The following is a 20,044-nucleotide window of genomic DNA, read 5'->3' as shown; positions in this document are numbered from 1 at the left end:
GTTCCCATGGAGACCCTCACTTGGTCCCAAGAACAATGGCCGAGGCATATTGCGGAAGATCGATTTCCGCAAGCCGTCATCAAACCGGCACCTTCGCCTTCAGGTTTGCGGCAGCCATCGCATAGCCGCCGGCCGCGCCATCGATGAAATGAAGGTGATCGCGCTGCAGCGGCGAGGCGACGAGGCATGTCATCAAGGCCGATTTCTGGCGGTGCAGGCCATAGTTGCAGATGCCCGCCTCTTCCGCCTGTTTCAGCCGGTTCTCGATCCGTTGCGACACATCCGCGTCAACGTCGACGGTCATCTTCAAGCCGTCGTCGAACTTCCGGAAATCCGAATTGCTGGCCACGTCGCGTTTGTAGATCTTCGGATCGAAACTGCCGATCGTCCAGCCATATCTATCGCTGACCGCCGTGAGTGTCATCAGGAACAATATCCACAGCTTCGGCAGCCACCGCCATCCTGCCGGCGCCATGGCGCGCGCCTCGATATCGAGGCCGGCGGGCGGAAAACTGTAGCTCGGCCCGTTCAGCGGCACCGGGTGGCCATCGCGTTCCTGGCTGCCGGTAAGGGCGATGATATCGGAGGCCAGAAACTGAAAACCGCGCAAGTCGCGCGACGGCCCCGGTACGGCTATGATCGAGACGATTTCGCCATGCCGGGCTTCGATCGGGTTCCAGCGGCAGGAGAGACCGGTCAGATCCGGCCGCGCGCCGGCCGGCGCGGGATCGATGCGATAGCGCCCCGCTTTCATCTCGGTTTCCGCCCAACTGCCGCCACCGCCGGCGAACATGGCAAACAAGACCGCTTCTGAGGCTTGGAACCTCGCCACGCGAACGTCGAGGCCTTGCGCTCTTATATCCTTTATCGGCACGATTGCGGCGCGCAAGGTCAGGTCCAGTTCGTCCGCCACCCATCTCTGGACAGCAGCCAGCGCGTTGCGGGTGACCTCCAGCGCCGAGCCGGGAAACGCGACGAGCGCGCCGTCGCCGCCGAAGACGAAGGGAAGGTCTTGCCGACCCAGTGCATTGAGCAGCGCCGAAATGACGCTGGCGCCGGCCATATTGACGGTTTTATAGCGCCCTGCCTCGATCGCCTTGGTCGAGCCGACGATGTCGGCGGTGGCCAGAGCCCAGCCATCGGGGAGAGGCCGATAATTGTCGATATAGGCAGCGCTTTCGAACTTCGCGAAGACCGGCAGAGAAGCGACAAACGGGTCGGACGCGGCAGCTGTTTCCATGAGCATCAGATAGCACATTCCTCTGCTTGAAGGTGAAGTCGATCGTGCTTCGAAATTGACTTGCGCCGGCTTTCCGATGATAGGGTCCGGCGATGCGAATTGCCTTCCACGCGCCGCTGAAGTCCCCCCATCATCCTGTTGCCTCCGGCGACCGCCAGATGGCACGGGCGCTGGTCAAGGCGCTGGAGCATGGAGGGCATAGCGTCGAACTGGCATCCGAACTGCGCTTCTATCTACGCGAACCGGAGCCGAAAAGTTTCGATGCGTTCAAGATCGAGGCCCGAGAGGAAGCCGCGCGGCTGACAAGGCTTTGGGATCGTGACGGCAAGCCCGATCTCTGGTTCTCCTATCATCCGTATTACAAGGCGCCCGACCTCATCGGGCCCGAGCTGGCATCGGCCTTTGCTGTTCCCTATGTGACAGCGGAAGCTTCCTATTCGAGGCGGCGCAACGCCGGTCTGTGGGCCGATACGCAAGCGTTGGTGGCGCGAGCCGTCGAACAGGCGGCGCTGAACATCTGCTTCACGCAACGGGATCGTCAGGGACTGGCGGATGCGATACCCGGCGCCACGCTCGGCATGCTTTCGCCCTTCATCGACACATCGGTATTCCGGGAAACGCCGGCACGGGGTTGTCCGACGCGCCTCGTAACCGTCGCCATGATGCGCCCGGGCGACAAAGTCGACAGCTATCGCATGCTGGCGCAAGCGCTCGGTTCAATCGGCCACCTATCCTGGACGCTGTCGGTCGTCGGGGATGGGCCTGCCCGTGAAGAGGTCAAAGCGCAATTCGCCGGCTTGCCCGTCGACCGTATCGAATGGCTTGGGGCGATCGAGCCCGCCGCCGTGCCGGATGTCCTCTACAGTGGGGGAATTTATGTCTGGCCGGGTTTCGGCGAGGCCTATGGCGTTGCCTATCTTGAAGCACAGGCCGCCGGCCTGCCGGTGGTGGCGCAGGACATCGCCGGCGTGCCGGAGGTCGTGCGGCATGGCAAGGCCGGGTTTCTGACCCCGCCGGGCGACGTGGCGGCGTTCGCTTCCGCCATTGAAAGGCTCCTGACCCGCAACGACGAGAGAACCATCATGGCCGTGGAAGCCAGGCGTTTCATCCTCGAAGAGCGCTCCCTCGGTGCCGCGGCGGCGCGTCTGGCCGAGCTTCTTGCGACGGTCCCGGTTTCATGACTTCCGATCAGATCTGGCGACCCTTGGTGGAAGAACTGGCGTGCCGGCGACGGGCGAACCGTAAGGCAGAGTTCTGGCTGCGCGACGATGACGCCGTGGATCCGACGCCTGCGCTTGATCGGCTGCTCGACCTCACCGGTGAATTCGCGGTTCCGGTCACCCTGGCCGTCATTCCGGCGCTGACCGACGGGAAGCTTGTCGCCCGGCTTGACGAGGCGCCGCATGCCATGGTCGCCATCCATGGCTGGGCGCACCGAAATCATGCGCCCGAGAATCAGAAAAAGCAGGAGCTCGGCCCACATCGGCCACGCGGGGTGGTGCTCGATGATCTGGCTCGCGGTCTGTCGCGCGTAACCGGCCTGCATGGCGCACGTGCCGTTCCGATGCTGGTGCCACCCTGGAACAGGATCGACGCCGGCTTGATACCCGACCTTGGATCGATAGGATTTGCGGCATTGTCGGTCTATGGGCCGCCGAAGCCGGCTTCGCTGGCGGTCATCAACAGCAATGTCGACATCATGGACTGGCATGGCACGCGCGGTTGCCGCGATCATGGCCTATTGGTTCAGGCTATCATCGCGCAATTGCAGCATGCATTCGACGGCGGCGAGCCGGTCGGCCTGCTTACCCACCATCTCGTGCATGATGAATCGGCCTGGCTTTTCCTCGAACGGCTGTTCACGGTCACCGCACAGGCCGAGGCCTGTGCATGGCTTCCGATCAGGACATTGATCGGGCGCGGCGCCGGCAAAGGAAAATAGCTCAGCGTCCTTTGTGCGATGCGACTGGAAATTCAAGCGTCTGGCCATCCCGCGCGGCAAATGCGCCGGCAAACCTGTCCTTGGCCAGTCTCTCCATCTCGTCCAGTTCCTCGTCGGTGCGTGACGGATCGTGATGAAACAGCGCAAGCCCCCGCGCACCGGCCGCCTCGCAGAGCTTGACGCCCTGTTGCCATGTCGAGTGCCCGTTGCCGCGGCGGCGTTCCATTTCCTCCTCGGTGTAGGTGCAATCGTAAATGACAAGGTCGGCATCTTCGATCAGGCCGAGCACCGCCTGATCGAGTTTGTCCGGCTGATGCTCGGTGTCCGTGATCACCGCCACGACACGGCCGCCCCATTCGACCCGGTAGCCTATGCAGCCGCCCGGGTGGGTGAGACTGCCGGTCCGCACCACCACTCCTTCACGCGGCCGGAGCACGTCTCCGGACACGAAATCGCGGCAGTCGAGGCTTGCCTTGCAGATATCGAGTTTCACCGGAAACCATGGTGGCCGTATGAATGCATCGACCATCTGCCGGGTCGTCATGCGTCCTGCGAGATGTCCGGACCAAAGCGTAATCTTGACGCTCGGGTCGTATATCGGCTTGAAAGCCGGCAGCCCGATGATGTGATCGTAGTGGCAATGGGTGAAGAACAGGTCGAAATCGGTCACGCCCGACGCCCGAAGTGCCCCGCCAGCGGGCCGCAGGCCGGAGCCCGCGTCGAACAGAAGCGTATGCTTGCCGCATCGCATCTCAATGCAGATCGTATTGCCGCCATAGCGAGAGAATTCTGGCCCCGATACCGCGATGCTGCCGCGCACACCCCAAAACCTGACCAGGAAAACGTCGTCGTCCATGCTAGCCCTTCGCAGTCCAGTCGCAGATGGCAGCCAGTGCCGTCACGATGGCGAGGATTAAGCGCACGTCACTCGTTACTTGGCGCTTCGTGCGTCGATCAGATCCGCGGTCGTATGGCTTAGGCGATCGGCAAGAACCCGCAACACCTCGATGGTCATTTCCGGGTACTCCTTCATAAGCCTCAGGAAATGATCCTTGCGGATTCTCAGGACCTCCAGCGGACTCGCGGCTCTGACGGTGGCAGTGCGAGAACTGTTGCACAATATGGCGATCTCGCCAACGATCGAATTTGGCACCATTTCGGCAACCTTTATCGGCCCGCTGTCGGAATCGACCAGAATATCCGCCCGGCCTGAGAGGATGACATAGGCGGCGTCCCCTTCGTCGCCCTGCCGGAAAAGGATCTGGCCGGCGCCGTAGCTGACGCGGTCGGATGTGAACGCAAGCAGCTTGAGCTTTGTCGGCTCTATGCCGGAGAACAAGGGGACGCGTTGCAGCATCCCAACCTCATCCTTGAGCAGCATCGTCGCAACCTTCCCAAATTCACGTTTGCGAGACTAGATCAAACGGCACCCAGATGGAATCAATTCTGTTCCGGATGGCGAGACGAACCACGCGAAAGGTGGCGAGCCCGATCAGCCGGAAACCTGAACCCCTTGACCTTGCGGCAAGTTCCCACCGGCGGAATGATCCCATCTGAATGTCCAATGCTCTATGACAGCAGCTCCTTGAAGACACCGTTCCCCGCCAAAAGTGTCTCGTGAGTTCCGTCTTCCGCCAAACGACCCGAGTCGAACACGACAACGCGATCGAACATCGTTGCCATTGCCGGATTCGTCACGACGCACACGATTGCCGGCGAACGGCCGTCGCGTCTGGCTTCCTCGATCACGTTTCGCAGCACCTTGTCCTGCACACGCTGGTCGAGCGCCGACAGCGGCCGGTTGAGAATGAGAAAATCGGGACGCTTGAGCAGGGCCCGGGCGACGTCGAGCTTCTGTCGCTGGCCACTAGTCAGACGCCTGCCGCCGGAGCCGACGTTGAAGTCCAGGCCGACATCAAGAAGTTCGGAATAAAGCCCCAGTTCGTCAAGGATGTCATAGACGATGGAGCGTATGCGGTCCGGCGCGTCGGGATGATTGTTGCCCACACGGCCGAACAGCACATTGTCCATGACGGTAGCCGCGGCAATGTATTTGGCAGGATCGTACCGTTCGACCGCATTTTGCAGCTCGGGCGGTAGGTTTTCGTAGAATAAATTGCGCGCAGCGACGATCTTGCTCATCAGCTCGTCGCTCAGCAGGCCGAAGCGGTGCCGGGGCTCGATATAGGCAAAGCTCAGGGTGACGATCATGGCGCGGTCGGCCTCCGAAACCGCCTCGTAGGGACGGTTCTTGAGCCGTTGCAGCAAGGTTTCGTAGGCGGGGATCTCTTCGGCGCTCATGAAGGCGAGCTGCTGGAAGAACTGGTGATCGGGCGGCAGGTCGGCAAACAGTTCGATCGCCTGCTCTGCGATCTCCATGCCCATTTCGTAGAGCGTGCGGTCGAGGCCGGCTTGCCTCAGCACGGAAGCGAAATACGGATTGGCCGCCAGAGCCCGGTCGGCCAGTTCGGGACCGGCGGCGGCGCCGAAGAGCAGGTTTTGGCCGATCGTTGCTTCCTTGTTGTAGGCGCCCGGTTCGAAAGGAACCACCAGGCCGCTCAGGCCTTCGCGTTCCAGCCGGGTTCGCAACGTCGCACGCAGTTCCACGATCCGCCCGGCAAACCCCTTGTGACGCGTCAGGTCGGCCGAAGAGCGCAAGCCAAGATCCAGAATGTCGCGCGACAGAACAACCGCGTCGAGCACCCGCCGCACGACTTCAAAGAGGTCGTGCGGGCCGGTAGCACCGGCGGAAGCATAGTCGATCCAGTCGCTTTGGATATCAATATCCGGATTGCCCGACCGGCGCGCTTCCTCGATATCCCAGCGGCGCTGGTCGGCCGCGGTGCCGTCATAGGTCACCGATGTCAGCGGCGCATGCTTCAACCCGTAGAGCAGGTTGTCGCGGAGGCTTGCCTGGAACAGGAAAACATCCGACGAGGCATAGGACATGCGCCTGCCGGTCACCGCTTCGGGGATTTCGAGCAGGTCGTCGGCTCCCGAAGCGACCCTTCCGCTGTCCGGCCAGTCCAGTCGCGCGAAGGCTTCTGCCAGCGCCTCCGCCCCACCCGTTGCGGTACTGACCAGCGCCACCGTCTCACCCGGGTTGATCTGGAGCGAGATACGGTCGAGGAGCATTGCACCGCCATCGTCCGCCATGGACAGACTGATCGCCGACAGCGGGCCGGTCATCGGAGGTGGATCTTCGATCGTCAATGCCTCGATTCTCGGCGCAATGACACCCTCGACGGTGAACTGTTCAACGACCTGCTGATACTTGACCTGGACATCCTGCCGGTCCTGATCCCAGTCGATCAGTTCCTTCATCGGTCCGGGCAGGTCCTTGTAGGCGCTGATCACCGCCACGAGCTGGCCGACATCCAGCCGCCCCTCGATCACCAGATATCCGCCGATCATGTAGAACAGGAAGGGCGTGACCTGCGCGAGAATATTGTTGAGGAACTTCACCATGAATTTCCATTGGTAAAGATCGAAGCGTATCTTGAAGATGAGCCCAAGCCGGGCAGCGATGTCGGCGCGCTCGTAGTTCGATGTATCGTGGATATGAACCGCGCCGATGCCGTCGACGATTTCGCCGACCCGGCCCGAAAGTGCACGCGCCGTCAGCTGTCGCCGGCGCCCGAGCACGATCAGCCGCCGCCGCATTCGCGGAATGAGCACGATCTGGATCACCACGATCACGACCGCTATCATTCCGAGCCAGGCGTTCTGGACCATGATGAACAGCATGGCCGTCAGCGCCTGGCCGCCCAGCAGTACCGGCTGCAGGAAGGCGTCGCCGATGAAGCCGCCCAGCGGCTCCACCTCGTCCTTCACCATGGTCGCCACTTCGGCGGATTTCACCCGCTTGAAGTAACGCGGCGGAAACCGCAGCACGAGATCGACCAGATCGAAGCGGATACGCCGCAGCATGCGTTCGCCGAGGCGGCCCTTGTAGGTGTTGATGTAGAGTTTGAACAGGCCGTTGATGATGACCAGAAGGAGGAACACGAGGCTCAGGGCAAACAGCGTCTCCTTGCGGTCGAGTTGAAAACCGGAGAAGAACTGAACGTCGCCAATGAACGGCAGGTTATAGTGTAGCCTCATGAATGGCCGCGTCGCGCCCGGTTGCTCGAAGCCGCGACCTTGGATAGGGCCGTTGACGATCAGCTTCGGCAGGTCGAAGGACATGAAATACGGGATCATCGAAAGCAGGACGATGATCAATATCCAGACCTGCTGCTTCTTGGTGTGCGTCCAGATATAGCGGGCTAGGCTGGGTTCCATATGCGACTGTGGGCCTTCAGTTGGACGGACGGATGTAAAAGCACCTGCTGGCGAGCGGCGTTATCGGCGATGTCTTCGCCGCCAGCGAGCCCCGGGGGATTGTCCTGCCGCCGGCGGACGCCGATGGTCCGAACCGACGCAACAGGCTCTCTCCGGCACCGGCCAAGGGCGAAGCGTCTTGCGGCACAGTCACGTCCGCGAACCAAACAGCATTACTGGAGGCAAGATTGCGTTGTGTCGCCCCAAATCCCAACATAGAAGACAACTATGATGGATGTCACGCAACCACGCAATGCCGGCATGAACGGGCATGAGCAGGCCCTGGACCTCACGCGGGGGATTGCCGCCTATGTCAACCACCCTCTCGTGGCAGGGCTGGCGCGCGTCATCACCAAGCATCCGAACGCCGATATCGCCAACGCCTTCAACCACAAGCAGGTCGCCTGCAAGATGTGGGCGCTCGACAGGCTGGTCGAAAGCTGCGGCGGCCGGTTCGGGCGCATATGGGTTCTGGGTGGATGGTACGGCGTATTGCCGGCAATGCTTTTCAACGATGCCCGTTTCGACATCGCGGCGGTCGATAGTATCGACATCGATCCCGAAGTCGCGCCGGTCGCCCGGACCCTTAACCGGGAAGCCGGCGACCGTTTCCGGGCGTTGACGGCGGATATGTACGCCCTCGACTATGCGGCCGGGCGCTCCGACCTGATCGTCAATACGAGCTGCGAACACATAGCCGATCTGCGCGCCTGGCTTGATCTGCTTCCGCGGGGCACGAATGTGCTGCTGCAATCCAACGACTATTTCAGCGAGCCTACGCATATCAACTGCGTGGCTTCACTTGCAGCCTTCGAAGCAATGGCGGCGCTGCGGGAGGTGCGGTTCGCCGGCGAACTACCGACAAAAAATTATACGCGCTTCATGCTGATTGGAACTGTTTAATGCGTTTCGCCCAAAAGTGCGTAGCGGTTTTGGGACGACCTGCATAAAAACAAGGACTTGAAGCGCGCCGCACTAATCTCACCCGACGCGACGCGCGTTAGGACCAATCGCCTGTTTCATCATGTACATTTCCGAAACCAGGCTCCATTTTCAGGGAACTGTTCGATACCGCTCGCGCAGGATTTGCGCCGAGTGACGCGCGCCTTCTAGATCGAGACGATGCGCGGTTGGCGTCGGTGCCAAAAGCGCCTGTTCGATCGCTTGCGTCAAACTTTCAGGCGTTAGGTCCTTTTCCATCAGCACCGTCGCAAGGCCGAGTTCTTCGAGCATCAGGGCGCGAACCGTTTGTTCGGTTTCACCGCCGGCTGCAAATGGAACGAGCAGGGAGCGACAACCCGCGCGCAGGACATCGCAGACCGTGTTGTAACCCGCCTGCGAGACCGACAGGCGGGCGCCGGTTAGCAGGCTGGCGAAATCCTCGCGGAACCGGAAAATGGACAGGCCCGGCGTGGCATCGCCAGCGATCGCGTCGAATTCGTCTTTCGGCAGGTTCGGGCCGGTGATCAGGCACCATTTCCAACCATTCTCGGCATTCCGCGCCGCTGCGACGGTGGATCTGACAAGGCTCTTTCCGGCAGCCCCGCCGCCAACCGACACAAGAACATCGAAGCGCTCGGAGGCCGCGGGCGACGGCGGCGCGGCGACGAGCCCTGTGTAGGTGATCTCGGCCCTGATCGCCCCAGCCAGTGGAAATGTCTTGTCGAGGGTTGCGAAAGCCGGATCGCCGTGGACCAAAACCAGGTCGAAATGCCTGTTGATGAGATCGACCGTTTCCTCGTTGCGGCCCGGCTTGACGCGCTCCTGAAGGATGTCACGGACCGACGTCGCCAGCAGCGGTCTGGGCGACGTCGCGTCGATGGCCTCGATCAACGGCAAGAGTTCGAAACGCATCTGCCGGCGTCCAAAGGGAAACGCCTCGACAATGACGATATCAGGCCTGCAATCCCGGAATGCCTGCAGCAGCATCTCCGCACGCCGCTTCTTGAAATCCTCATCGACCGGTTTGCCTTGCAGGTCGACCAGTCCGGAAAATCCTTCATCACCGGAAGTGACAGGTGGCAAGGTTACAGATTTTACTCCCGGTCCCGGAAACCCCGCGATCGGCGCTCCGCCGGTCACGACGGTTACGTCAAACCCGTCATCGACCAGAGCCGCCGCGATGCGGCTGGAGCGCGCGAGATGGCCGATACCGAGCAGGTGCTGGACATAGAGGAAGACGCGCTTCAATCGGCGGCCCGCCACTCACGCTCGAACAGTTCCTTGAGCTGTCCAATGCTTGCCATATGATCGAAATTGCCGCGCACGCGCCGCTCGGCGGCGTCGCCGAGGCGGGCGCGCAGCACGGGATCACGGATCAGGCGCTCCAGCGCCTTTGCCAGGGCAACTGGATCTTCCGTCGGAACCAGCAGCCCGGTTTCGTCAGGCGATAAGAGCTCCGGCACGCCGGAAATATCGGTCGACACGCAGGCAAGCCGCTGGCTGGCCGCCTCCACCAGAACGTTCGGCAGACCGTCCCGGTCGCCGTTTGCGGTGATCCTGCAGGCCAGGGCGAAGATGTCGGCACGGCGGTAGTGCTCAAGCACCTCCTCCTGCGCAAGCGCGCCTTTCCAGGAGACCCGACCATCCAGTCCATGCTTTTGCGCCAGCGCCCTCAGCCGTTTCAGTTCGTCGCCGTTGCCGATATGCTCGAAACGCCACGCCAAATCGCCAGGCAAGAGAGCAAGAGCCTCCAGCAAGGTGTCGTAACCTTTCTTTTCAACGGCGCGCCCGACACTTAGAATGACGACCGGTTCGCCCGGCGCGGAGCCGTCATACTGTTTTCGTGCTTCGCCGAAACTGCCGAAGCGATCAAGGTCGAGCCCATGGTAGCTCAGATGCACGGACGATTTGCCGTTAGCGAGTTCTTTCAGACGGTCGAAACCGGTTTTCGTGCAGGTGACCGTCCAGCGCGCCGAGGAAAGCTTGCCAGCTAGATCCCAGTCCGCCGAAGTCCAGATGTCCTTGGCATGGGCTGAGCAGCTCCAAGGCAGGCTACGAAGCTGGCTGGCATAGCGCGTCACCGATGCCGGCGTGTGCGCGAAATGCGCATGCAACCATTCCGCGTCTTCCGGCCATTCCGCCGCCAGCACAAGCGCTTGCCCGAAGCGGCGCACGCGATTGCGCGTAAAGTCGCGGCGGATGTCGCTGGCCAGCGATCCGAGCGCGCGCCAGAAGCCCGGCCGCAGCAGATGGGCAAACAGCGAGCGGGCCACACGCAGTGGCTCTTCATGCAGATATTCCGGCAGATAATGGACGGGCGCTTTGATCTCGTCATGCACGGGGTGGCGTTTTGCGTCGGTCGGCCGCCTGAGCGCGACGAGTATCAGGTCGAACCCCGCACGCTCCAGACCGAGCAGTTCCTGCGCGATGAAGGTTTCAGACAGCCGCGGATAGCCCTTCAGAACCACGACGATCTTGCGATATCGCAACTCAGTTCATTCCTTCAATGACCGAAAGGTGATGGCCGGCCCGCCGGTCGAGCAGTTCCGCGACGATTGCGGAAATATGAGGCAGCCCTTCCAGCGTCAGATGCGGATTGCTCTGTGATGGGCGGGGCCGGTCCGGCAGCACCATCAGTGCATCGGCAAACCGCTGCGAATCCTTGGCTTCTTCCGGCAAGAGCATCTCGATGAGGCCGAGTTCGGCCGCGCGCCGAGCGCGGATCAGTTGTTCCTCACGGGGCTCGACGCGCGGCACGATCAGCGCCGGCTTGTCGAAAGACAGGATCTCGCAATAGGTGTTGTAACCGCCCATCGCCACCACCGCCTTGGCGCCGGCAATCAGGTCTTCCATGCGGTTGTCGAACTCGATGATCTTGATGTAGGGGATCCTGGCCCCCTTCTTGAGCAGCTTGTTGCGCTTGCGCGCCGGCATGTAGGGGCCAAGCACGATCAGCGCCCGGTGCTGCAATTGCGGATCCTGCTGGTAGGCATCGATGACGTCGTGGATCAGTTCGGCGCCGTCACCGCCGCCGCCGGTGGTGACGAGGATATAGTCGCCCTCCGGCCGGTGGCCGGGCAACTCGTTCCGCGGCAGGCTCCGTTGCAGGAACCCGACGAAGCTCATCTTTGCCCTGACAGCCGGCGGCACATCCAGGCCGGTCAGCGGATCGTAGAAATCCGGCGGACCATAGGCCCAGACCTTGTCGTAGAACAGGCCTATCTTGCGCATCACATCCCTGCGTGCCCACTCCGCCTCGAGCAGATGCGGCGCATCCATCACCTCGCGCAGGCCAAGCACGAGCGTGGTACCCCGCGTCTTCAGATAGGACAGCGTGTCCTCGATCTCACCGCGCAGGCCGAGCGGTTCCTTGTCGACGATGAAGATATCCGGCCGGAAGCTCTCGGCTGTGTGGCGGATGATCGACTGGCGCATCCTTAGCGTCTCATGCAGATCGATATCCTTTTCCAGCGAGGTGTATTCGCCGTTGCGCAGCTTGATGACGCTGGGGATCTTCACGAAGTCGACACGGGCGCGGTAGTCGAAAGCGCCGGCGATGGTCGCACCCGAAATGATAAGCACCTGAAGTCCGCGGAAATCCTCGACCAGCGAATGCGCGATCGTCCGGCAGCGCTGCAAGTGGCCGAGCCCGAACGTATCGTGGCTGTACATGAGAATTCGAGCGTTTTGTACGTGCTGGGTCATTGTTGAACGTCTCTAGAATTCTCGTCTCGAGGACCGTGAGCGACCCGCAGGCTGCGAAACCATCCCCGGTCTACCGGCCTGTTGTGAAACATGAGGGCGCAATTTTCAATTTGTATTACCCAAAAAAGCGCAGATCGCCTCGCCATCCACGAACTCATCGCCTCCTACGCGCACTGCCCCGACCGGCGCAATGCGAAAGGCCAGACGGCGTTCTTCACTCCAGACCCACACTTCGTGGCGTACATGGACGCCACGAATCCGAAGCCTTCCATGGAGCTCACATTCGCGCGAAGCGCCCGCGCCGTCTTCGAGGGCCGTGGCAACCTTGCGATGCTCGGCCGCGGCGATGAAATGGCAAAGATGTCGAAACTCGATCATTTTCGGAAGTCGGTACGGTCAGCCGCGCGCTCGCTTGTGGGCGGCTTCAGTTGGGCTTCGGGAGGGCTAGTCACTCCAACGGACATAGAGGAGCATCGCGCGGCAGTGGCTTTCCGTCCAAAGATCGACGCCTTTCATGGGACCGTTCAACCATCGCGTCTTCACGTCAGCGGCAGCCTTTGCGGTGACTTCCTCAATCAACCGCTTGATCCCGGCTTGCTCATTGTCGCGCTCCTCTGCGAGAAGCTCTTTCATATTAATCTCGCCATGCACGCGCTTCACGGTTTCATAGACATCAAAGGCGTAGGCTTTTGTGAGTTCGACGTCACGACGGTGCCCAACATCGGCGGTGTGGCCGGAAATGAACGCCTCGAAGTCATAGGATAGAATTCTGTCAAACACGCCAAGATACACGAACATGTTGGCGGTGATGTCAAAATCGAGCAGTGGAACCCATCCCGGGGCGATGAGATCGACCGCCATCATCACTTTTTCCTTCGGCAGAAAGATGATGAGGTCACCTTCGGGGGAATGAAATTCATCCCGCTTCAGATCGATCGTTCTCGACCCGATTTGCAACGTCGTCTGATCCGTGAATACGCGGGTCGGAGGAAGACGACGGCCATCGTGTTTGTCGGCAATAAACTTCGCGACCCGCTCTTCCGCAATAATCTCCAGGCCAGGGCGTTGGAGAAGATACGCCCCACCAATATGGTCGGAGTGCCCGTGAGAGTAGACCAGTGTCTTTATCGGCTCGTCCGTCACGTCACTTACGGCGGGCTCGATGTACTGAACGAGCGGCTCGGGGGCGTCGACCAAAACGACGCCTTCGCCCGTCGTAACGAGAAGTGACTGATAATTCCCGTTGGTCAACATGAAAACGCCCCGGCTTACCTCACGGGTAAGAAATCCCCGAGACAGGTCTGTCATCCCCTCCGGCTCAACCGAGATACAGTGTTTGCAGACGTCAAGGCGCATCATCCAGTCTCCATATTTCGGTGTCGTTCTCGGAGGAGCAAAGTTTCGGGATTAGAACTCGAATCCACCGATGGTCATGCCTCCATCAACGATCAACATTTGCCCGAATACATAGCTCGAGGCACTTGAGCACAACCAAACGGCGGCTTGTGCGATTTCGCTTGGCTTGCCGCCTCGCTTGGCCGGAATCGCGTTGGTCGTCTGCGCGGCGAAGGATGGATTTTGAGCACTTGCGGTGAGGACCATCGGCGTCTCGGTCCAACCCGGCGCGAGGGCATTCACTCGAATTCCATGTGCGGCGTTCTCCATCGCCGCGACTCGTGTCAGCCCATGAATGCCGTGTTTTGATGCTGCGTAGGCGCACATTCCGCCGGGGCCGGTGAGCGCGGCGACCGAAGCCGTATTGCAGATGACACCGCCGCCGCTCCGCTTCAGCAGCGGTAGCTCATGCTTCATGCAGAGAAAGACGCTTCGGAGGTTGATCCGTAGAACGCGGTCGAAGTCATCCGTGGGATAATCCTCGATCCGGTGCGCGCCACCAGTAATTCCTGCATTGTTGAAAGCGGCGTCCAGACGGCCCGCTTCAGCATCGATGCGCGCGACAAAGGCCGAGACATCATCCTCCGAGGATACATCGACGCGGCCGACTTCCGCTCTGCCGCCTGCCTCCAAGATAAGACGCCGGGTCTCTGCAAGGCCTTGCTCGTTCAGGTCCGCGCCAAAAACAATGCCGCCACGAGCAGCAAACTCCAACGCCGCTTCGCGTCCGATGCCTGAGCCTGCACCGGTCACCAAGACCACTTTGCCATCGAAATCATCCATCATGGTCAAATCCCTCGACTGCGATCTGGAACGGTCAGCAAAGGTCACAGGGTCACCGCCCGCTACCTATTCCTTCGGCTGCCGGATCTTGATCGACACTGACTTGGATGAGGCCTCCCATGCCAGTCAGATTCCGTCGATGACGACGTTCTATCCGGTAGGCATGTAGCGAAGCGGCGAATCCCGTCCCATCCGCGGTTCAATGGTGGTCGGCCGCTCGATTTCGCCGCTGCGGCCGCAGGAATTCGAAGGCGAAGCAACTCACATGCCGGAAGCATGGAACACGGCGTTCGATGCTATCGGACTGGCTGAAGCGACTGGCGACGTTACCATTGCGGCTGTCAGTGAGAGGTTTTTGAACATGAGCGGAGAGAGTCTGGTTGACCCTGAACTGCGTCCGTTTCTCGCAAATGGGCCCAGCATTGGTCTTAGCGCCGCCAGTCTCGCAGACGCGCGAGCAACCGCGCAACAGTACTTCGAGCAACAGGGCATGGCGATCGAGCAGCCTCGGCTCGCTGTAACCGCGGGCATGAACGGGGCGCCTCCTGTTCAACTGCGCATTTATGCGCCGCCTGGTGCGGGACAAAAGCCAGCAATCCTGAACATTCATGGCGGCGGTTATGTCTTAGGTTCCGCGGCCTCGATCGACGGTCTGAATTGGCAAATGGCGATAGAGAATACGGCGGTTGTGGTGTCGGTGGAGTACAGGCTGGCGCCAGAGACGCCATTCCCCGGCCCGATCGAGGATTGCTATGCCGGGCTTCGCTGGCTCTTCGAAAATTCAGCTTCGCTCGGAGTGGACCCGCGACGGATCACTATCATGGGAGACAGCGCTGGCGGGGGACTGGCTGCAGCGACGACGCTTCTGGCACGCGATCGTAAGGAGTTTCTGCCGGCAGGCGCCATGCTGATCTATCCGATGCTTGATTGCCGGACGGGGTCCGACCAAGACGTTCAGCCCAATCCGACGACCGGCGGATTTGTCTGGACAGCGCAAGACAATCGCTTCGGGTGGTCGGCTATGAAAGGAGCCTATTCGGCAGATGACGATCGGGTGGGCTATTTTTCTCCGAGCCTGACCAGAAGCCTTGACGGCTTCCCGCCCCTGTTTCTGGCCATCGGCGCCCTGGACCTCTTCCTTGAAGAGGGTGTGAACTTCCTCATGCGCGCTTCGCGAGCGGGAGTACCCGTAGAATGTCATGTCTATCCCGGGGCCGTTCACGGGTTCGACTTAATGGGAGATACGGCACTCGGACGCCAATTCCGTCTTGATCGGCGCGCGGCCCTGAACCGATGGAATTCGCGTTTCGGGTAACTCCGCCTTGGCACAGCAATGCCGAGGTCGAGTGGGGCAAAGCCGAGGCTTTCGACCAGCTTGGCTGCCTGGGATTTTGCGACTGCCTCATAGCCGGAAGAACGACCACTCGGCGCCCGCCGGCCTGCTTGGGATATGCCGCCAGCCTGGCCGCCGGGATGGTGTTGATGGCGTTGACCACCTACGCGCCGGGAACGGCCTCAGCCACAATCTCCCTCGACTGGCGTGATGCTCGTGCTTAAATCACGGCCAGATCCGTCAGGGTGGAGGGGCGGCGGCTGTTGGCCAGCCTGACCTCGATTCGGTGCTTGGCGAACTGAATTGCGAGGGCGCTGCCAATCGGGCCGGACCCGACATTGCGTGCGTCATTCCTTATCGCGCTTGTTATGGACCCTGCAAAACCAGACCCGGTTGACTCTGTACGCCAAAATGCGAGTATTTGCCCGGTTGATTAGCAAATGCTCATTCGTGCGTTGGGAGGAAATCGATATGTCTGATCCGGGGACGCCGACTTTCGACCAATTGCGGGTGTTTCTCGCGGTTGTCGACGTGGGCAGTTTCGCCGGAGCAGCGCGGCAGCTAAACCGGGCGACATCCGTCATCAGTTACACAATCACCAATCTGGAGGCGCAACTGGGCGTCATGCTTTTCGAGCGGGATTCCACCCGCCGCCCCCAGCTCACCAGCGATGGCCGCGCGTTGCTGACGGCGGCCCGCGACGTGGCATTGGGCTTTAACCGATTACGCGCGAAGGCCAAGGGCCTTCATCAAGGCATCGAATCAGAAGTCCACGTCGCCCTCGACGTGATGCTACCCGCCGCCCGCGTGGTTGAAGCCCTGAGGAATTTCCACGATGAGTTCCCAACGGTCCCGCTCCGGCTGAGAGCCGAGGCTCTTGGCGCCGTGACCCAACTCGTACTCGATCGGACTTCGATGATCGGCGTTCGCGGCCCTCCAGACGTCGAAATCGACGGTCTGGAGCGCATCGGTGTCGGCTGTGTTCACCTTGTTCCGGTCGCCGCGCCCTCTCATCCGCTGGCACTGGGCGTCAACGCACTCGGCGCCGGGCGCCATCATGTTCAGTTGGTCCTTACCGATCGCTCGCCGCTGACCGCAGGTTCGGATCTCGGCGTCATGGCCACCCACACTTGGCGTGTAGCGGATCTTGCCACCAAACATATGCTGCTTCGCGAAGGCATAGGCTGGGGTACGATGCCAGAACCGATGATCGTTGAGGACCTCGCCTCCGGCAGGCTCGTGCTGCTGGACATGCCGGACTTCAAAGGCGGCCATTATCGCTTCTTTGCGATTCACCGAACGGACATGCCTCCTGGCCCCGCGGCGTCGTTCCTGATCAATCAGTTCATGCGCCAATCGCATGGCATGAATGGTGGCACTTTGCCGGCCTTTGCATCGACTGACGCCGCCGCTCCCATCGTTTTACGACACGAGCATACTAGCGACGACATGGGGTGCAGTGAGTAGCCTCCTCAAAGGTGGCTCGCCTCGATTGAGTTCGGCGAACCGGTCGCGCCGCCAAACTTCCAGTTGCGAAATGCATCGAGGCTATAGCGGCCCGCACCGAAGGCCATGACCTGCATCAAACCGCCAGCCATGGTCATGTTTTTCCAAAAATGCATCAACTGATTCACATCAGACCAGGCGTTATGGAAGAAGATGGCGGTGGCGAAGCAATAGACTACAATAATCGCGGCCATCATACGCGTGCGGTAGCCGACCAAAAATGCCACCGTCACGACTGTCTCGATGACGATCCCTATCGCTAGCCCCAATTGCGGAAACGGCAGACCGACGGAACTGATGAAGGCCGTGGTTGCAGTCGGCGCGCCAAGCTTGCTGATCCCCGAGATGATGAAAACGCCGCTGATAAAAATCCGGCCAACCAGCGCTGCAACGTCAGTCATCCCATTTCGTTCGGATTTGCCGACGCGCATTGATATCGCGGGCGTTGCCGGGTCGAGCATGAACCATCCTCATCCTGACGGTCGCAGCCAGGATGGCGCGCCAGATGGTGAATGAATGTCAGCAGTCGGCTCTCTGGAACAGCCGCATAGTTTTGACGTGCGAGTTCGATCAATTCGAATAGTTCGCGTAGCGGACGCCGCATCGTGGTGGCGGGCGGAAGCATCGATCGCCTGAGCGGATGGCTTGTCGATTACGTCGAACGTCGCTCGCGACCTTATCCGGCTGTTCGCGAGCGATGACTGCGGCAAATCCTAGAGATGCAACCAACACCGGAGCGAAGGTCATGATCCGATCCCCCTGTGGAGCGCATCGATGAACGAAAATGACGTCATGTCCAAGTGGACGAGCAGGCGAGGAATCCTCCGCGGCGCTGGGGCCATGGCTGGAGCATCACTGGTCACAGTTGGAGCATCACTCAGTTCCGCCTCCTTTGCTCAGGCACAGGAACCTCCTTCAAAAGGAGTATGGAAGTTTGCTGAATGTGCCCTGTTGCTGGTTGACTACCAACCCGAAATGCTCAGAGCAGTCCGATCCGAAACGAGTTCGGCGCTTATCGAACTGAATGTCAGATTCCTGATCAGGGCTGCGAAGGCATTTGGCGTACCGGTAATTCTAAGTACTGTGGGGGTTGGCGGCAAAGTAAACAGCCCCACGGTCCAGGCCATCGCGGGCGAGTTACCCGGAACAACTGCTATCGATCGTTCGACTATGGACGCGTGGGAAGACGTCAATATTCGCTCCGCCGTCGAAAAAATAGGCCGGAAGCGCTTGGTCTTCGCAGCACTCTGGACGGAAATCTGTCTCGCATATCAAATCATCGATGCCCTCCGCGATGGCTATGAGGCGATGTTCGTCGTGGACGCCGTGGGCGGCCTCTCCCAGGTAGCTCATGAGACTGCCATAAGACGTCTGATTCAGGCCGGCGCTATACCTAACACCTCGCGGGCAATGATTGATGAGTGGTTTCGGGATTGGAAGACCCCTCAGGGAACTGAGTACCGCGCCATCTCTGCGTGGTATGGGTCCGAGCTGCAGAAATTGGCGGGAGCATCTGGGTCGATGGGTGGGTGAACTTCGGATTTGTGCCTTGCGACGAATCCACACCCACCGCGACATGAGCGCCACGCTCGGCAAGCAGCCATGCGGCGTCGAACGTCGCTCGCGGGGTGTTCTACCAAATCGCGGACGGCAAGCTCGCCGAGCACTGGGAAGTCGCGGATTTGCGAAATTCCAGGAGCAGCTCACCGCCAATCCGGAAGCCAATGCCTTCAAGGCATTCCAATGCAAGTCGACGGCCTATCAGGCAAGGAACCCAGGAGAATCGTATGAGCGACATATTGAAGGGCAAAGTGGTTGTCGTCACCGGCGCGTCTAGCGGCATTGGCCGAGCAATTGCCCTCAAGGCGGCAGAACACGGCGCGAAGGCCGTGATTGTCTCCGACGTGACCGAGACACCACGCGAAGGTGGCGCGCCAACCGCGGTCGAGATCGAAAAGCTGGGCGTGTCCAGTCTTTTCGTGAAAGCCGACGTCAGCAAGCGGGCAGACAATGATGCGCTGATTGACGCGGCCGATGCGTTCGGCGGCGTTGACGTCATGGTCGCCAACGCGGGAATCACGCTCAAGGCAGACGGACCCGACGTGGCGGAAGATGACTACCGACGGCTGATGTCGGTGAATCTCGACGGTGTACTGTTCGGATCGCAGGCAGCAGCGCGTCAGATGAAGGCGAAGGGCAAGGGCGGTAGCATCGTGCTGATGGCCAGCATGGGCGGAATCCACGGGGCCGGAATCACCGTCGCGTATTCCACCAGCAAGGGTGGCGTCGTCTTGATGGCGAAATCCCTGGCGGACGCGCTCGGTCCCGATGGCATCCGCGTGAACGCGGTGGCTCCGGGGACCATCGACACGGTGCTGCTTCGGACCAGTCCCGGCATCGCCGAGGCGTCCGAAGGCTTTCGCAAACGCACCCCGCTCCGTCGTCTTGGTCAACCCTCCGAGATAGGTGATGCAGTCGCCTTCCTGGGCTCGGATCTGTCGAGCTACATCACCGGCATTGCGCTTTTCGTGGACGGAGGGCTTCTTTCGGTACTCTGAGGTCGTCCTCTCATTTCCATTCCATTGCCGCCTCGACCCAAGTGGAGAGGCGTTTGCCTAGAGCATGATGCCGAAAAGTGTGAAGCGGTTTTCGGACGACATCATGCTCTAACTTTTTGATTTAGAGGCGGATTCAGATTTCAGGTCGACTCGACCTGAAATCATCCGGCTCTAGGGGTCAAGAGACGTGCTTGCCTTCATCCGCAATGGCTGGGGCAATCACGTGCCGGCGGTCACCTGCCGCGCAAGTCGCCAAACTGCGAGAAAGACCGACTCGACCAATGATCAGTTCATCATCCTGAAAATGTAGTGATGGT

At 60.6% G+C, this 20,044-nt stretch carries 18 protein-coding genes; 7 read left to right on the top strand and 11 right to left on the bottom strand.

Annotation, left to right across the window (positions count from 1 at the left end):
* Positions 1-79: 79 nt before the first annotated feature.
* Positions 80-1,240 carry a DUF3095 domain-containing protein gene (locus FJ930_RS22200; RefSeq protein ID WP_140744868.1) on the bottom strand — a complete coding sequence of 387 codons (1,161 nt, stop codon included), beginning with the start codon at positions 1,238-1,240 and terminating at the stop codon, positions 80-82.
* Positions 1,241-1,332: 92 nt separating this feature from the next.
* Here FJ930_RS22200 and FJ930_RS22195 point away from each other — a divergent pair, with 92 nt between their 5' ends.
* On the top strand, positions 1,333-2,421 hold the full coding sequence (locus FJ930_RS22195) for a glycosyltransferase family 4 protein (protein WP_141840102.1): 1,089 nt from the start codon (positions 1,333-1,335) through the stop codon (positions 2,419-2,421).
* A complete protein-coding gene (locus tag FJ930_RS22190; protein ID WP_141840101.1) occupies positions 2,418-3,182 on the top strand; it encodes a polysaccharide deacetylase family protein in 765 nt (254 codons plus the stop codon). The genes FJ930_RS22195 and FJ930_RS22190 overlap by 4 nt, the downstream gene beginning before the upstream one ends.
* Before the next feature lies 1 nt (position 3,183).
* Here FJ930_RS22190 and FJ930_RS22185 read toward each other — a convergent pair whose 3' ends face one another.
* The 3 genes from FJ930_RS22185 to FJ930_RS22175 form a co-directional block, all read right to left on the bottom strand.
* Positions 3,184-4,038: an MBL fold metallo-hydrolase gene (locus tag FJ930_RS22185; RefSeq protein ID WP_141840100.1), complete on the bottom strand. Its 855-nt coding sequence runs from the start codon at positions 4,036-4,038 to the stop codon at positions 3,184-3,186.
* 75 nt (positions 4,039-4,113) lie between these two features.
* Positions 4,114-4,563 carry a cyclic nucleotide-binding domain-containing protein gene (locus FJ930_RS22180; protein WP_140744839.1) on the bottom strand — a complete coding sequence of 150 codons (450 nt, stop codon included), beginning with the start codon at positions 4,561-4,563 and terminating at the stop codon, positions 4,114-4,116.
* 188 nt (positions 4,564-4,751) lie between these two features.
* Complete coding sequence (locus tag FJ930_RS22175; protein WP_141840099.1) at positions 4,752-7,466, bottom strand: ABC transporter ATP-binding protein; 2,715 nt, start codon at positions 7,464-7,466, stop codon at positions 4,752-4,754.
* Between the two features lie 270 nt (positions 7,467-7,736).
* Between FJ930_RS22175 and FJ930_RS22170 the strand changes: the two genes are divergently transcribed.
* The gene (locus tag FJ930_RS22170; protein ID WP_141840123.1) at positions 7,737-8,408 is read left to right on the top strand and encodes a class I SAM-dependent methyltransferase; all 672 of its coding nucleotides are present in this window, start codon (positions 7,737-7,739) and stop codon (positions 8,406-8,408) included.
* A gap of 150 nt (positions 8,409-8,558) precedes the next feature.
* On the opposite strand, the gene FJ930_RS22165 is transcribed toward FJ930_RS22170, so the two are convergent.
* The 6 genes from FJ930_RS22165 to FJ930_RS22140 form a co-directional block, all read right to left on the bottom strand.
* A complete protein-coding gene (locus FJ930_RS22165; RefSeq protein ID WP_246676989.1) occupies positions 8,559-9,695 on the bottom strand; it encodes a glycosyltransferase family protein in 1,137 nt (378 codons plus the stop codon).
* Positions 9,692-10,936, bottom strand: a complete 1,245-nt coding sequence (locus FJ930_RS22160; protein ID WP_141840097.1) for a glycosyltransferase — start codon at positions 10,934-10,936, stop codon at positions 9,692-9,694. Before FJ930_RS22160 ends, FJ930_RS22165 begins: the two co-directional genes overlap by 4 nt.
* A 1-nt stretch (position 10,937) precedes the next feature.
* Positions 10,938-12,152, bottom strand: a complete 1,215-nt coding sequence (locus FJ930_RS22155; RefSeq protein ID WP_140744835.1) for a glycosyltransferase family protein — start codon at positions 12,150-12,152, stop codon at positions 10,938-10,940.
* Positions 12,153-12,257: 105 nt separating this feature from the next.
* Positions 12,258-12,530, bottom strand: coding sequence for a hypothetical protein (locus FJ930_RS22150; protein ID WP_141840096.1), 273 nt, complete (start codon positions 12,528-12,530; stop codon positions 12,258-12,260).
* Between the two features lie 66 nt (positions 12,531-12,596).
* A complete protein-coding gene (locus tag FJ930_RS22145) occupies positions 12,597-13,511 on the bottom strand; it encodes an MBL fold metallo-hydrolase (protein WP_141840095.1) in 915 nt (304 codons plus the stop codon).
* A 48-nt stretch (positions 13,512-13,559) separates the two neighbouring features.
* The gene (locus FJ930_RS22140; protein WP_140744833.1) at positions 13,560-14,333 is read right to left on the bottom strand and encodes an SDR family oxidoreductase; all 774 of its coding nucleotides are present in this window, start codon (positions 14,331-14,333) and stop codon (positions 13,560-13,562) included.
* A gap of 199 nt (positions 14,334-14,532) precedes the next feature.
* On the opposite strand from FJ930_RS22140, the gene FJ930_RS22135 reads away from it, so the two are divergent.
* Complete coding sequence (locus FJ930_RS22135; protein WP_210245372.1) at positions 14,533-15,645, top strand: alpha/beta hydrolase; 1,113 nt, start codon at positions 14,533-14,535, stop codon at positions 15,643-15,645.
* A 489-nt stretch (positions 15,646-16,134) separates the two neighbouring features.
* A complete protein-coding gene (locus FJ930_RS22130; RefSeq protein ID WP_141840094.1) occupies positions 16,135-17,130 on the top strand; it encodes a LysR family transcriptional regulator in 996 nt (331 codons plus the stop codon).
* Positions 17,131-17,135: 5 nt separating this feature from the next.
* Here FJ930_RS22130 and FJ930_RS22125 read toward each other — a convergent pair whose 3' ends face one another.
* Positions 17,136-17,630 (bottom strand): DoxX family protein, encoded by a 495-nt coding sequence (locus tag FJ930_RS22125; RefSeq protein ID WP_210245371.1) that lies wholly within the window; start codon positions 17,628-17,630, stop codon positions 17,136-17,138.
* A 313-nt stretch (positions 17,631-17,943) separates the two neighbouring features.
* Between FJ930_RS22125 and FJ930_RS22120 the strand changes: the two genes are divergently transcribed.
* Positions 17,944-18,702 carry an isochorismatase family protein gene (locus FJ930_RS22120; protein ID WP_141840093.1) on the top strand — a complete coding sequence of 253 codons (759 nt, stop codon included), beginning with the start codon at positions 17,944-17,946 and terminating at the stop codon, positions 18,700-18,702.
* Between the two features lie 254 nt (positions 18,703-18,956).
* Positions 18,957-19,727 (top strand): SDR family oxidoreductase, encoded by a 771-nt coding sequence (locus FJ930_RS22115; RefSeq protein ID WP_141840092.1) that lies wholly within the window; start codon positions 18,957-18,959, stop codon positions 19,725-19,727.
* Positions 19,728-20,044 lie beyond the last annotated feature (317 nt).

This window comes from Mesorhizobium sp. B2-4-15 (assembly GCF_006658505.1).
Classification (GTDB): Bacteria; Pseudomonadota; Alphaproteobacteria; order Rhizobiales; family Rhizobiaceae; genus Mesorhizobium.
This window is presented reverse-complemented; position numbering and strand designations above follow the sequence as displayed.